The sequence below is a fragment of the Halochromatium glycolicum genome (assembly GCF_016584085.1).
GTDB lineage: Bacteria > Pseudomonadota > Gammaproteobacteria > Chromatiales > Chromatiaceae > Lamprobacter > Lamprobacter glycolicus.
In genome coordinates this window covers 126,346-141,039 of record NZ_NRSJ01000005.1, presented here as the reverse complement: position 1 = coordinate 141,039, position 14,694 = coordinate 126,346, and the positions used below count along the sequence as shown (strand labels likewise).

The following is a 14,694-nucleotide window of genomic DNA, read 5'->3' as shown; positions in this document are numbered from 1 at the left end:
CCGGTGCGCGGGGCGTCGTCCAGTGACAATTCAGATAGGATCGTTGCGCAGGCAGCGATCGGGCTGGGCTCGCTCTTCGCGATCCTTTGCCTGCTCTGGGGCGAGCCGGCCGGCGCCCTCGGCGTCGGCGAGATGCGCACCCAGTCTGCGCTGAATCAGCCTTTCTACGGCGAGATCAGGCTCTTCGATGTCGACGAGAACGGTCTCGATAACGTCAAGGCCAGCCTCGCGAGCCGCTCGGCGTTTGAGCAGGCCGGCATTGAGCGGCCACACTCGCTGACCCGACTGCAGTTCAGGCCGATGATCGGGCCCGGAGGCGAGCCCATCATTCAGGTCGTGACGCGGGAGCCCGTTCGCGAGCCCTATCTCGATATGTTGGTCGAGGTCGTCTGGCCTGATGGGCGTCTGCTCAAGGAATACGCCGTGTTGCTCGATCCGCCTGCTGTCGGCGGCGCCCGAAACGCCCGGGAGAGCCAGCCGCGTCAGGGCCTGACTCCGCGGAGTCAGCAAACGCGGTCGTCACCGTTTGTGCAGGCGGCTGAGGCCGGTTCCGGCCGATCTGGGCCCGAGGATCAGCAATCTGCGCCGTCCTCGGTCCCTTCGCAAGCGTCCGAGCTGACCGACGAGGGTCGCGCGGCACGGGTTCAGGTCCCTGCGTCGGCCTCGGAGGTCCGCTTCCCGCTGCATGTCGGTCCGGTACCGCCGGGTGCCGGACTGGCGCGCATCGCTCGGCAGATCGCGCCGCCCGGCGCAACGGTCGAGCAGACGGCGCTTGCACTCTACCGAAACAACCAGCACGCCTTCCTCGGTGGTGATATCAATCGGTTGCGGCTGGGGGCGGAGCTGAGTATCCCGAGTGCTGCCGAGCTGTTCGTGCTCGATCCGGAAACTGCAGTTCGCGTCTATCGCGCTGCACTGGCCGGTCGGGACGTCGCGCGAGCGCCGCTGACCGATCGCGATGTCGAGCTGCGAATCGCGACCGGCGACGGGTGGGAGACGGCGGGGGGCGCGAGCGAGGGGTTGGCTCAGGCTGCCGCAACGCAGGGGGCTGAGACTGCCCAGCCAGCGGCGACGACGCCGCCTGGTGCTGCAGAGCTCGAGGCCGAGATGCTGCTGGTGCGCGAAGCAAGCGAGGCCAATCGTCAGGAGGCGACCGAGCTCCGAGAGCGCATTCGCGCACTCGAGGCGCGGCTCGATGATATCCAGCGCTTGCTCGCGTTGCGCAATCAGCAGCTTGCGCAGTTGGCGCTCACAGGGGCCGCCTCTCAGTCCGCTGATATCGATGCCCGCGCTGATGAGGCTGATGCCGCCTTGGATGAGGCTGATGCCGCCGTAGACGAGGCTACTGCCACCGCTGAGAACGGTGCGGCCACGCCCGCCTCGCCCTCTGAGCGGGCAGAAGGCGCGACCGATTCGGCCGCCCAGGAGCGAACTGCCGATGGGCATTCTGAGACCGCTGCTGCGGCCGAGTCTGGACAGAGGGAGCGCGCGGCCGCTGTCGAGCCAGCTTCGCCGGCGCCTGAGATCGAGTCGAGACCGCAATCGGAAACGGCTACTGCCGCGCGGACAGTTCCGGAGCAGCAGAGCGAGCCAGAGCCGTCTGCGCTGATCAAGGGGTGGCTCGATTCGCTACCCGCTTGGGCAATGCCGGTAGCGGGCGGTGCGATCGTCTTGGTCCTGCTGGCGCTGCTGATTCAACGGCGACGCCAGCAGGCCCAGCTCGCCGCAACGCCTGCCCTGGAAGAGGACACCGACGCCGGCGAAGGCCCTTCAGCCGACGCGCCCAATGCGCAGCATCTGGAGCCCGAACGCCCGACGACCAGGCCGTTGCCGAACGCCCTGGTCGTCGGGCCCTTGTCGCCGACCAAACCAAGCAAGACGGTGGTTGACACCGACACCGACACCGAGACCGAGGTCGAGGCCGAGACCGTGGCGCCCGGCCCGGAAGACCACGAGCCGCTCGATCGGTTGGCGGAAGCCGATATCTACCTCGGTTACGGCCGTTATCGTGATGCCGCGCATGTCCTCAACGAGATTGCCGCTGAGCAGCCGAGCCCGCAGCTGCGCTTCAAGCTGGCCGAGATCTATGCGGCGGCAAAGGATGAGCAGGCGCTGGCCTCCCTCGCCGATGAGATGCGAGCGGCCGGTGATCCGGAGGTGGACCCGGAACGCTGGGCACAGATCCAGGGCGCGTTCGATGCCGTCGGGGCAGGGGTCTCTGCCGATGAGGAGGAGCCCCTGACGCTGGACGCCCTGCCAGACCCGGATCGGCCGTCCGCCCGGTCTTCCAGGCCTGATGCTCCGGTCGATGCCGCGCCTGCACCTGACCTTGAGCTCGCGTCGGCTCCAACCCAGCAGGTGATGCCCGAGCGAGCCCCTGAGGCACCTGAGGAGTCGGCTCAGGGGGCGGAGTCGGACGAGCTGTTTCTCGATCTTGATGAGCTCGACGGCCTTGAAAAGGGGGGCTATGCCGCGAGCGATCCGCTCAGTTCGTCCCCGGAGACCGACGCAGCCCGCGAGGGGTCTGCGCCGCGCGGTCTGCCTATCCCAGAGCTGATCGACGAGGCCGATCGCGATCACGTGTCTGACGATTCGGAGCTCAACGACAAGGAGCGGCTCGAGCTCGATCTCGCCGCGCTCGGCGATCTGATGGATGAGTCTGCGCACACTGGTGTGACCGACTCTGCCGCAGCTGACCTAGGTGCGGCTGCCCCGGTTACGGCTGATCCGGTTGCGGCTGATCCGGTTGCGGCTGATCCGGTTGCGGCTGACCGGGCTGTGGCTGACCGGGCTGTGGCTGGGCCGGCTGCGGTGAAGGGCCCTAGCCTTGAGCGCGAGCAGGATGAACCGTTGGAGCTGCCAACGCTCAGCGGGCTGCCGGATGAGGCGGTTGAGCTTGAGCGTTCACTGACGGCGACATCGGCGAACGAGTCGGGCGAGTCGGCCGAGGCTGTCTTGATTCCGCCAACTGCGCCGAGCGGCGCCAGCGATGCGGATGGCGGCTGGCCGCTCGAGAGCGAAGACTGGGATGAGGTGTCGCTGAAGCTCGATCTCGCGCGGGCGTATCTCGATATGGGCGATTCCGAGGCAGCGGCGACGATCCTCAACGAGGTCGTTGCCGAAGGTCGCGAGGAACAGCGCCAGGAGGCCGGGGCGCTGCTGGCACGGCTGGGTAGCGATGACCCAAGCGGATGACCGGCTGGCTCTGGGGCGGGAGTCGAGATGGCTCAGATGAGCACGGATAGGCCGCAACAGGCCGACGCGCGGCGTCGGATCGCGCTCGGCGTCGAGTATCTTGGCGCGCGCTATGCCGGCTGGCAGTTTCAGCATCATGCGCTGACGGTTCAGCAGGTGCTCGAGGAGGCGTTGTCGCGGGTTGCGAACGAGCCCATCCGGGTCCACTGTGCCGGTCGAACCGACGCCGGCGTGCACGCCACTGGCCAGGTCGTCCATTTCGATACGATGGCGATGCGTCCCGAGCGAGCCTGGACGCTGGGCGTCAATACCAACCTGCCGGACGATGTTGCGGTGCAATGGGCCGCCGAGGTCGATCCGACGTTTCATGCACGTTTCTCGGCCGAAGGCCGGCATTACCGCTACCTGATCCTGCGGCAGCCGCTGCGCTCAGCGCTTTGGCACGGCCGCGCGCTCTGGACGCACCGGCCGCTGGATGTCGCGCGGATGCAAGAAGCCGCGCGGGCTTTGATCGGTCGGCATGACTTTACGAGCTTTCGCGCGCTGGCCTGTCAGGCCAAGAGCCCGGTGCGGACCGTCCGGTATCTGCGGCTGCGGGAACAGGGGGCGTTGCTCGAGCTGACCATCGGTGCCGACGGCTTTCTGCACCATATGGTCCGGAATATCGTCGGGGTGCTGATGGCGGTCGGGCGGGGTGAGGCGTCGGCCGGCTGGACCGCCGAGCTGCTCGCGCTGAAGGATCGTACCCGGGGCGGCGTGACGGCCCCGGCGCACGGCCTTTATCTGACGCAGGTCGATTATACAGCGTCCTCTGGTCTGCCTCCTGCCGTTGCAGGCGGCTTGCCCCAGGTCGAGGCGTCTTGCTCTGGCTTGGTCATGTGCGGGCCCGAGCTCCGGTCTTAGTGGCTGTCCATTTTCTACTTCCCGATGATCGCCCAGCTCTGGCCCGTAAATCGGGAAGAAGTTGATGGACAGCTTCTTAGTGCAGCACGGCGGCGGAATGGGGGTGAATGCCGGACAAAGCAGCTTCGGACGCCGCATCCCCGGCTGTGATTTAATTTAGGGTTTGGGCGGTCGGAATCAGTCTCGATGCGAACGCGGGTCAAGTTTTGCGGTCTGACGCGTCTCGTCGACATCGATGCAGCGGTCGCGGTGGGCGTCGATGCGGTCGGACTGGTCTTCCACGCTGCGAGCCCGCGCGTCGTCGCGCTGGAGCAGGCGGCGCAGCTCACGGCGGCCTTGCCTGCCTTCGTCACTGCGGTCGGGTTGTTCGTTGATGCGCCGCCAGAGCGGGTGCGGGCAGTGCTCAAGACTGTGCCGCTCGGCGCGCTGCAGTTTCATGGTCAAGAGCCGGCGGAATACTGCCGCAGCTTCGGCCGGCCATGGATCAAGGCGATCGCGGTCCGTCCGGGGATCGACCTCGAGGCCGAGGCACAGCGTTACATCGGCGCCTCCTCGCTGCTGTTCGACACCTATGATCCCGCCCTGGCCGGCGGGACAGGCCGGCGATTCAACTGGGACTGGGTGCCGTCCAGCCTGGCCGCGCGCTGCATCCTTGCGGGCGGGCTGCAGGCCGAGAATGTGAGCGAGGCGATCCGGCGGCTGCGCCCGCATGCCGTCGATGTCAGCGGCGGCATCGAGCAGACGAAGGGCCTCAAGGACCGCGAGAAGATGACAGCATTCATGAATGGGGTACGTGATGGCGACCAGAGCTGACGAGATCGCAACCGGTGACCCGGCGATGGCAGGGCCCTATCGCTGGCCCGATGCGCAGGGCCACTTCGGACCCTATGGCGGGCTGTTCGTGCCCGAGACCCTGATGCATCCGCTGACCGAGCTGCGCGAGGCCTATGAGCGCTACCTCGATGATCCGGACTTCCTGCGCGAGCTCGATGCCGATCTGCGTGATTACGTCGGTCGCCCGTCACCGGTCTATCACGCCGAGCGCTGGAGCCGTGAGCTCGGCGGCGCCCAGATCTTCCTCAAGCGCGAGGACCTCAATCACACCGGCGCGCACAAGGTCAACAACACCATCGGCCAGGCATTGCTGGCACGGCGCATGGGCAAGACCCGGATCATCGCCGAGACCGGCGCCGGCCAGCACGGGGTCGCGAGCGCGACGGTCGCGGCCCGGCTGGGGCTCGAGTGCGTGGTCTATATGGGTGAGGTCGATGTCGCCCGGCAGGAGGCGAACGTCTACCGGATGCGGCTGCTTGGCGCCGAGGTGGTCGCGGTCAAGTCCGGGACGCGCACGCTGAAGGATGCGCTGAACGAGGCGATGCGCGACTGGGTGACCAATATCGACAACACCTTCTACATCATCGGCACCGTCGCCGGCCCGCATCCCTATCCGGCGATGGTGCGTGATTTCCAGTCGGTGATCGGCCGCGAGGCGCGTGGCCAGATGCTCGAGAAGACCGGGCGGCTGCCGGATGTCGTCATGGCCTGCGTCGGCGGCGGCTCGAACGCGATCGGGCTGTTCCACCCCTTCATCGACGATCAGGCGGTGCGGATGATCGGCGTCGAGGCCGCCGGTGACGGGCTCGATACCGGCCGCCATGCCGCGCCGCTCTGTGCTGGCGAGCGCGGTGTGCTGCACGGCAACCGGACCTACCTGATGGAGGATGAGAACGGCCAGATCCGCGAGACCCACTCGATCTCGGCCGGGCTGGATTATCCAGGCGTCGGCCCCGAGCATGCCTGGCTCAAGGACACCGGGCGCGCCTCCTATGTCGCTGTCACCGATGACGAGGCGCTCGCGGCCTTCCATGGCCTGACCCGCACCGAAGGCATCATCCCGGCGCTCGAGACCAGCCATGCGCTGGCGCAGGCGGCGAAGCTGGCGCCGACGATGGCCAAGGACCAGAGCATCCTGATCAACCTCTCCGGTCGCGGCGACAAGGACATGCAGACGGTCGCGCGGATGGACGGACTGCAGCTATGAGCCGCATCCAAACGACCTTCGAACGGCTGCGCGAGGAGGGACGTACCGCGCTGGTCCCATTCGTCACGGCCGGTGACCCCGACCTCGAGGTCAGCCTCGCGCTGATGCAGCAGATGGTCGCGGCCGGGGCCGATCTGATCGAGCTCGGCGTGCCGTTCTCGGACCCGATCGCCGATGGGCCGGTGATCCAGCGGGCGACCGAGCGTGCATTGGCCAATGGCGTCTCGCTGCGCGATGTGCTGGCGCTGGTGCGGCGATTCCGCGAGACCGATCGCGAGACGCCGGTCGTGCTGATGGGCTATCTGAACCCGATCGAGGTGATGGGCAGCGTGCCGTTCGCCAGCGCGGCGCGCGAGGCCGGTATTGACGGCGCCCTGATCGTCGACGCTCCGCCGGAGGAGAGCCACGAGCTGGTCGCGGCGATGAAGACGCAAGGTCTGGATCTCGTCTATCTACTCGCGCCGACCTCGGATGCGGCGCGCATCAACGCGATCGGCGAGGTTGCGTCGGGCTTCGTCTACTATGTCTCGGTCAAAGGGGTGACTGGGGCCGGCAATCTCGATGTCGAGGAGGTTGGGGGCAAATTGGATGCGATACGCGCCCAGATCGCGCTGCCGGTCGGGGTCGGCTTCGGGATCAAGGACGCGGCGACGGCTGCCCAGGTGGCCCAGGTCGCCGATGCGGTGATCGTCGGCAGCGCGATCGTCGGGCAGATCGAGACCCTGGCCGGGGAGGGCCGTGCCGAGGAGATCGCGGCGACGATCGGCGTCTTTCTCGGTGAGCTGCGTACGGCCATCGATACCACGGACAGGGTGGCGGAACATGTCTGAGAAGGGTGCGCGAGGCGATGCGATGAGCTGGTTCGAAAAATTGATCCCGAGTCGGATTCGGACCGAGGCGATCAGTAAGCGTGCGGTCCCGGAAGGGCTTTGGGATAAGTGTCCGGGCTGCAATGCGGTACTGTACCGGGCCGAGCTGGAACGCAATCTCGAGGTTTGCCCAAAGTGTGCACATCACAACCGCATCTCGGCGCGTAAACGGCTCGAGTTCTTCCTCGATCGGGACGAGCCCGAGGAGATCGGCGCCGACCTCGAGTCCACCGATCCGCTCAAGTTCAAGGACATGAAGAAGTACAAGGATCGGATCGGTCAGGCGCAGAAACAGACGAGCGAGAAGGAGGCGTTGATCGTGATGCGTGGCCGCCTCAACGGCATGGCCTGCGTTGCGGCGGCCTTCGAGTTTCGGTTCATGGGCGGGTCGATGGGCTCGGTGGTCGGCGAGCGCTTCGTGCGCGGTGTCGAGGCGGCGCTCGAGCAGGATGCGGCCATGGTCTGCTTTGCGGCCAGCGGCGGTGCGCGGATGCAGGAGTCGCTGTTCTCGCTGTTCCAGATGGCTAAGACCAGTGCCGCGCTCGGCAAGCTGCGCGAGGCGAAGCTGCCGTTCATCTCGGTGATGACGGACCCGACCATGGGCGGCGTCTCAGCGAGCTTGGCGATGCTCGGCGATATCAACATCGGCGAGCCGGGGGCGCTGATCGGCTTCGCCGGCCCGCGGGTGATCGAGCAGACGGTGCGTGAGACCCTGCCGGACGGCTTTCAGCGCAGCGAGTTCCTGCTCGAGCATGGCGCGCTGGATCAGATCTGCGATCGGCGCGAGCTGCGCGACCGCGTTGCCGAGCTCTGCGCGATGCTGATGCGGCGCGCCCAGCTCGATTCCGATGCAGAGACGACCGGGACAGCCGGTGGCAGCTCGACCGAGCTCGTCGTCGCCGAGCCCCAGGCGCTGCTGCCGCACCCGCTCTAGGCGAGCATCCGACGGCGATCCCGGCCTGAGGGCGTTCAATGCGGTTCCAGAACCTCGATGACTGGCTCGTGTGGCAGGAGACACTGCATCCGGGTCGGATCGAGCTCGGGCTCGAACGGATCAGGTCCGTTTGGTTCCGGCTCAGCGCTCAGACCGGGCCAGTGCGGCTGCCGTTCGCGGTCATCAGCGTGGGCGGCACCAACGGCAAGGGCTCCTGTGTCGCCTACCTCGATGCCTGGTATCGCGCGGCCGGTTACCGGTGCGGCGCCTACACCTCCCCGCATCTGCTGCGCTATAACGAGCGCATCCGGATCGATGGCGAGATGGTCAGCGATGATGCCTTGTGCGAGGCGTTCGAGCGCATCGACCGGGCGCGCGGCGAGATCGCCTTGACCTATTTCGAGTTCGGTACCTTGGCGGCGCTCGATCTCTTCATGCGCGCTGATCTGGACATCGCGGTCCTCGAGGTCGGCCTCGGTGGACGTCTCGATGCGGTCAATCTCGTTGCGGCCGATGTCGCGTTGGTCGCGAGCGTTGGGCGCGATCACATGGCCTGGCTCGGCGATGACCTGGCCTCGATCGCGACTGAAAAGGCAGGGATCTTTCGAGCCGGGCGGCCAGCGGTGATCGGTCAACAGGACGCCCCGGCAGCACTGCGTGAGCGGGCCGAGGAGATCGGTGCCCAGCCGCTGCAGGCCGGCCGTGAGTTCGCCTGGACGGCAGCCGCTGACGGCTGGGACTGGCAGGGACCGAGGGGCAGGCACTATCGTGCTCTGCCCATCCCGGCGTTGCGTGGTCGTCACCAGTACCAGAATGCGGCCGCTGCGCTCTGTGCACTGGAACAGCTTGCTGAGCGCCTGCCGGTCGCTCCTGCCGCGATTCGGCAGGGGTTGCTGCGCGCGGCGCTGCCGGGGCGATTCACGTCGGTTCCGGGCAATCCAGAGGCCGGTACGCCGGCCTGGGTGCTCGATGTCGCCCACAATGATCAGGCTGCCTGCGCGCTTGCCGAGACGCTCGCGGCCTATCCTTGCTCCGGGCAACGGCTCGCGGTGCTGGCGCTGTTGTCCGATAAGGAGCCGGAGGCAGTGATTGCGCCGCTCGCGCCGTTGATCGACCAGTGGTATCTGGCATCGGCACCGAGCGATCGCGCGATGCCGTTGGAACGGATGTCAGCAGCGCTGGCGGCGACGGCACCGGGAGCGACCGTTGTCGTCGAGCCCGATCTTGATGCGGCGTTTCAGGCGGCCGCGCAAACGGCACAGCCCGATGACCTGATCCTGATCTTCGGCTCGTTTCTCACGATCGAGGCGGCGCTGCGCAGTCCGCTCATCAGTCCTGTATAATCCGCTCCCTTATCTGAGCAGCAACCCGAGGCATCAGGCTGATGGACGAAGCGGCCAAGAGGCGCTTGGTCGGCGCCGCGGTATTGGTGGCGCTGGCCGTGATCTTTGTGCCGATGTTGGTCGAAGAGGGCGACGACGACGAGCTTGGCGAGCCGATCGTGATCCCAGAGACGCCGGAGTTTCCTGAGGAACGCCGGGCTGGGGCCGAACGCGAGGCGGCCGAAGGCGAGGCGGCTGAACGCGAGGCGGCCGAGCGCGATTGGACTGGGGAGCAGACGAACGATGCGCTGCCGGAGCCCCAAGATATGCCGCTGCCGCTTCCGACCCCGAAGCCGCCCGCGCCGACGTCGAGTGACCGGACATCGAGCGACCGGTCGGCGCAATCCGTCACGCGTGCCCCGGAACCGGCCGCAGACGCCGAGCGCCGCAGCGGCGAAAAGCGTCCTGCTGCGGATGCCGGCACCGAGTCGGGGCGGGCTCGGCCGGCGCCGGAGCGTCGCGAGCTTGCCCCGGCCGGGCCAAAACCGATACCGAGCGGTGTCAGGGCTTGGGTGGTCCAGGTCGCGAGCCTGCGCGCGCCAGACGCGGCACGGACGCTGCAGAACGACCTCAGGGCAAAGGGATATCCGGCATTCGTCGAACAGGCGAATGTGAACGGCCAGCGCTACTACCGAGTGCGTGTCGGTCCCGAGGTGGAACGCGCCCAGGCGGATCGGTTGGCCGATCAGCTTGCCAGCGATACCGGAAGCCAACCATTGGTCCAACGTTACCCGTGAAGACCAGGCTCGTCGAAGCGGGGGGCGGTCGGCCGTCGTCGATACGACGCCTGACAGGTGCCGCTGCGGCCGCTCGGTGCGGAGCACTGTCATGATCTGGGTCGACTATCTCATCATCGCCATTATCGCGCTCTCAGCGGTGATCGGGCTGGCCCGGGGGTTGGTTCGCGAGGTGATCTCGCTTGGCGTCTGGATCGCGGCGCTGGCGGCGGCCTGGTTGTTCTATGAGCCTGTCGCAGCGCAGCTCACACCTTGGATCTCGACACCCTCGGTGCGCATCGGGGCGGCAGTTCTACTGTTGGCCGTCGGGGTATTGATCGTCGGCGCGATCCTCGGCTATCTGCTGGCAACCCTGATCGACCGAACCGGTCTCACCGGGACTGACCGACTGCTCGGTCTGATCTTCGGCGCTGCACGGGGCACGGTGTTGGTGGCTCTGGTGGTCTTCCTTGCCGCGCTCACGCCGCTGACCGAAGACCCCTGGTGGGGGCAATCGCAGCTGCTCGATCAATTCAAGCTGCTCGCCGAATGGATGTTGAAGCAGGTCCCTCCGGACGTGACCGAGCGCATCCAGGCGCTGTGAGGTAGCCCATGTGTGGCATTGTCGGCATCGTTGGAAAGAACCCTGTCAATCAGATCCTCTATGACGCGCTGCTGGTGCTACAGCATCGCGGACAGGATGCAGCCGGGATCGTCACCAGCGACCGGAAGAAACTCCATATGCGCAAGGATACGGGCTTGGCGCGTGATGTCTTCCGGACGCGCCACATGCTGCGACTGCGCGGCAATATGGGGATCGGACATGTCCGTTACCCGACGGCCGGCGCTTCGTGCTCGTCCGAGGCACAGCCGTTCTACGTCAATTCCCCTTACGGGATCGTGCTGGCCCATAACGGCAACCTGACCAACGCCGAGGAGCTCAAGCACGAGGTCTTCGTGGACGATCTGCGCCATATCAACACCGAGTCTGACTCCGAGATCCTGCTCAATGTCTTCGCGCATGAGCTGCAGGCGCAGAACAAGCTGCGGATCGATGAGACCGACATCTTTCGTGCCGTCGAAGGCGTTCATCGGCGCTGCCGTGGCGGCTATGCGGCCGTCGCGATGATCCCAGGCTTCGGTGTCTTCGGCTTTCGCGATCCGCATGGCATTCGGCCCGTGGTCTATGGCAAGCGTGAGACCGAGGCCGGCGATGAGTACATCATCGCCTCGGAGAGCGTGGCACTGGATACGATCGGCTTCGAGCTGATCGGCGATGTCGCGCCGGGCGAGTGCGTCTTCATCGATATCGATGGCAACATCCACACCAAGCAGTGTGCGCCGCAGCCGGTGCTCTCGCCCTGCATCTTCGAATTCGTCTACTTCGCCCGTCCCGATTCGATCATCGACAACATCTCGGTGCACAAGGCCCGCTCGCGGATGGGTAAGAAGCTGGCGGCCAAGATCAAACGCGATTGGCCCAACCACGACATCGATGTCGTGATCCCGGTACCGGATACCAGTCGGACTGCGGCATTGCAGCTCGCGAATCATCTCGGCGTGCCCTATGCTGAGGGATTCATCAAGAATCGCTATATCGGCCGTACCTTCATCATGCCTGGGCAGCAGGTGCGAAAGAAATCGGTCCGCCAAAAGCTGAATGCGATCGATCTCGAATTCCGCAGAAAGAACGTGCTCTTGGTCGACGACTCGATCGTGCGGGGGACCACCTCGCAGCAGATCGTCCAGATGGCGCGCGATTCGGGGGCGCGGCGAGTCTATTTCGCCTCGGCTGCGCCGCCGGTGCGCTATCCGAACGTCTATGGGATCGATATGCCCGCTGCGAGCGAGCTGATCGCCCACGGCCGCAGTGAGGCCGAGATCGAGCTAGAGCTCGGGGCCGATCGGTTGATCTTCCAGGAGCTGGATGATCTGATCGACGCGGTGCAGAAGCGCGGCAAGAGCGTCGTCGACCGCTTCGATACATCGGTCTTCGACGGCGTCTATGTGACCGGCGATGTGACCCACGATTATCTCGATGAGCTCGAGCGCGCGCGAAACGATGGTGCCAAGGAGGAGAAGCGCACCTGGCAGGACGAGACCGTGATCGAGCTATACAACACCGCCTGATGCGGCGGCGACCCCCACGACTGCTCGGCTGCACGGCGTCCCCTTTTGGAGAGAAACCGGCATGCAAGACGACGAGGTGAGCGGGCGGGCTGGGACCATCGATCCACACTCAGCCGGAGCCGCGCCGACGGCTGACTCGGCAGCGGAGCCCGTATCCGACCCTGCGCTTGGCTCCGTGCCCGGCCCTGCGGTTGGCCCTGCGTCCGGCCCGGCCTCTGGCCCGGCATCTGGCCTAGCCACGCGGGCCATTCGCACCGGCCATCAGCGCACCGCAGAGGGCGAGCATTGCGAGCCGATCTTTGCGACCTCGAGCTTCGTCTTTGCGAGCGCCGCAGAGGCGGCCGCGCGCTTCGCCGGCGAGCAGCCGGGTAATATCTACTCGCGATTCACGAATCCGACTGTGCACGCGTTCGAGGAACGGCTCGCCGCCCTCGAGGGTGGCGAGGCCTGCGTCGCGACCGCATCGGGCATGGCCGCGATTCTCGCGACCTGCATGGGTCTGCTGCAGGCCGGGGACCGGATTCTCGCCTCGCGCAGCCTGTTTGGCAGCACCACGATGCTGTTCGACAAGTATCTGGCGCGCTTCGGCGTTGCGACCGACTATGTTTCGTTGACCGATCTGGACGGCTGGGCCGCGGCGCTTCGACCCGAGACCAAGCTGCTGTTCATCGAGACGCCGTCGAACCCGCTGACCGAGATGGTCTCGATCCGGCAGCTCAGCGCGCTTGCGCGCGCTAACGACTGCCTGCTCGCGGTGGACAACTGCTTTTGCACCCCTGCGCTGCAACGGCCGCTTGAACTGGGGGCCGACTTGGTGATCCACTCGGCGACCAAGTATCTCGACGGCCAGGGTCGCTGTGTCGGCGGTGCGGTGGTCGGCGATGCCAAACGGGTTGGCGAGGAGGTCTTCGGGGTTGTGCGGACCGCGGGCCCATCACTGAGTCCGTTCAATGCCTGGCTATTCCTAAAGGGTTTGGAGACACTGAATCTTCGCATGCAGGCGCATTCGGTCAATGCCTCGGCACTCGCCGATTGGCTCGCCGAGCATCCGGGGGTGACGCGGGTCCACTATCCAGGCTTGCCGACACATCCTCAGCACCACCTGGTTGGCTCGGGGCCGGAAGCACAACAGCACAGCGGTGGCGGCATCGTCTCGTTCGAGGTCGCTGCACCCGAACCGGACCGTGCCCGGGCGGCCGCGTGGGCGTTGATCGACGCGACCGAGATGCTCTCGATCACCGCCAACCTCGGCGACACCAAGACCACGATCACCCATCCGGCAACCACGACCCACGGGCGTCTCAGTCCCGAGGCCAGAGCGGCCGCGGGGATCAGCGAGGCGCTGATCCGGGTTGCGGTCGGGCTTGAGGACCTGGCCGATATCCAAGCCGACCTGGCGCGCGGTCTGGAGACCAGCGCGGCGTCGACTCGGTGACGCCTCGTCACCTCGCTATCACCCATTCGCCCGCCCCCGCCTCAAGTTCAGCAGTTCCTGCAGATCTCACGGGTGAACGCCTCAAGCCTCTGGGTATCGGCTGCGAACAATCGGATGCCCTCAGCGAGCTTCTCGGTCGCCATCGCGTCCTCGTTGAGGCCCCAACGGAACCTCTTCTCGTCATAGCTGACCTTCGGGATGTCCATACCTCGAGCGGCTTCGGGATCGAGCTTGCGCGGCACGGACCCTTCGGCCTCGGCGAGCTCGGCCAGGAGCTTGGGCGCAATGGTCAAGTAGTCGCAGCCGGCGAGCTCGAGGATCTCATCAGGGTTGCGAAAGCTTGCGCCCATCACGATCGTCTCGTAACCGTGGCGCTTGTAGTAGTTGAAGATCTCGGTGACCGATCGAACGCCGGGGTCCTCGTTTGCCGGGTAGCCCGTCCTGTTTTCGGCCTGCTTGTACCAGTCGAGGATGCGGCCCACGAAGGGTGAGATCAGCGTCACCCCGGCCTCGGCACAGGCAACCGCCTGCGGAAAACTGAACAGCAGCGTGAGGTTGCAGTGGATGCCTTGCTTCTCAAGGTGCTCGGCGGCGCGAATGCCCTCCCAGGTCGAGGCGATCTTGAACAATACCCGCTCGCGGGCATCGATCCCGACCTGACCGTAGAGCTCGATCAGGCCTTCCGCTCGGGCGATGGTCGCTTCGGTGTCGAACGAGAGCCGGGCGTCGATCTCGGTGGAGACCCGGCCTGGGACGATCTTCAGGATCTCGGCGCCGAAATTGACCGCGAGCTTGTCCATGGTCCAACGCGTATGCTCGTCCTCGTTGTTTCCGCGTGCCGCGCCGAAGCTCACCGCCTCCTCGACCAGGTGTCGATAGTGCGGCATCTGTGCGGCCTTGTAGAGCAGGGACGGATTGGTGGTCGCGTCCTGGGGTTTGTATTCGGCAATCGTCTCGAAGTCGCCGGTATCGGCGACGACGGTGGTCATGGTCTTCAGTTGGTCGAGTTTGCTCATGCCTCACCTCGGATCGGTCTCGACGCGAATGAGTAGCCTATCGATCACGGTGGCGCGTTACTCCGGATAATCT

General features: G+C 66.1%; 12 protein-coding genes. 11 read left to right on the top strand and 1 reads right to left on the bottom strand.

The features are described from left to right. Positions 1-3: 3 nt before the first annotated feature. The 11 genes from CKO40_RS04780 (at position 4) to CKO40_RS04730 (ending at position 13,605) form a co-directional block, all read left to right on the top strand. Positions 4-3,195, top strand: a complete 3,192-nt coding sequence (locus tag CKO40_RS04780) for a FimV/HubP family polar landmark protein (protein WP_200345046.1) — start codon at positions 4-6, stop codon at positions 3,193-3,195. A 36-nt stretch (positions 3,196-3,231) separates the two neighbouring features. After that, positions 3,232-4,098: a tRNA pseudouridine(38-40) synthase TruA gene (truA, locus tag CKO40_RS04775; protein WP_200345045.1), complete on the top strand. Its 867-nt coding sequence runs from the start codon at positions 3,232-3,234 to the stop codon at positions 4,096-4,098. Between the two features lie 186 nt (positions 4,099-4,284). Beyond that, positions 4,285-4,911, top strand: a complete 627-nt coding sequence (locus CKO40_RS04770) for a phosphoribosylanthranilate isomerase (RefSeq protein WP_200345044.1) — start codon at positions 4,285-4,287, stop codon at positions 4,909-4,911. Beyond that, positions 4,895-6,139: a tryptophan synthase subunit beta gene (gene trpB / locus CKO40_RS04765; protein WP_200345043.1), complete on the top strand. Its 1,245-nt coding sequence runs from the start codon at positions 4,895-4,897 to the stop codon at positions 6,137-6,139. Before CKO40_RS04770 ends, trpB begins: the two co-directional genes overlap by 17 nt. After that, complete coding sequence (trpA, locus tag CKO40_RS04760) at positions 6,136-6,969, top strand: tryptophan synthase subunit alpha (protein WP_200345042.1); 834 nt, start codon at positions 6,136-6,138, stop codon at positions 6,967-6,969. Before trpB ends, trpA begins: the two co-directional genes overlap by 4 nt. A 22-nt stretch (positions 6,970-6,991) precedes the next feature. After that, positions 6,992-7,942 carry an acetyl-CoA carboxylase, carboxyltransferase subunit beta gene (gene accD, locus CKO40_RS04755; RefSeq protein WP_200345041.1) on the top strand — a complete coding sequence of 317 codons (951 nt, stop codon included), beginning with the start codon at positions 6,992-6,994 and terminating at the stop codon, positions 7,940-7,942. Between the two features lie 38 nt (positions 7,943-7,980). Beyond that, the gene (gene folC, locus CKO40_RS04750; RefSeq protein ID WP_200345040.1) at positions 7,981-9,285 is read left to right on the top strand and encodes a bifunctional tetrahydrofolate synthase/dihydrofolate synthase; all 1,305 of its coding nucleotides are present in this window, start codon (positions 7,981-7,983) and stop codon (positions 9,283-9,285) included. 41 nt (positions 9,286-9,326) lie between these two features. Then, a complete protein-coding gene (locus tag CKO40_RS04745; protein ID WP_200345039.1) occupies positions 9,327-10,061 on the top strand; it encodes an SPOR domain-containing protein in 735 nt (244 codons plus the stop codon). 91 nt (positions 10,062-10,152) lie between these two features. After that, complete coding sequence (locus CKO40_RS04740) at positions 10,153-10,644, top strand: CvpA family protein (RefSeq protein ID WP_200345038.1); 492 nt, start codon at positions 10,153-10,155, stop codon at positions 10,642-10,644. Between the two features lie 8 nt (positions 10,645-10,652). After that, positions 10,653-12,170 carry an amidophosphoribosyltransferase gene (purF, locus tag CKO40_RS04735; protein ID WP_200345037.1) on the top strand — a complete coding sequence of 506 codons (1,518 nt, stop codon included), beginning with the start codon at positions 10,653-10,655 and terminating at the stop codon, positions 12,168-12,170. Between the two features lie 61 nt (positions 12,171-12,231). Next, positions 12,232-13,605, top strand: a complete 1,374-nt coding sequence (locus CKO40_RS04730) for an O-succinylhomoserine sulfhydrylase (RefSeq protein ID WP_200345036.1) — start codon at positions 12,232-12,234, stop codon at positions 13,603-13,605. A 47-nt stretch (positions 13,606-13,652) separates the two neighbouring features. Here CKO40_RS04730 and tal read toward each other — a convergent pair whose 3' ends face one another. After that, the gene (gene tal / locus CKO40_RS04725; protein ID WP_200345035.1) at positions 13,653-14,621 is read right to left on the bottom strand and encodes a transaldolase; all 969 of its coding nucleotides are present in this window, start codon (positions 14,619-14,621) and stop codon (positions 13,653-13,655) included. Between the last annotated feature and the right edge of the window lie 73 nt (positions 14,622-14,694).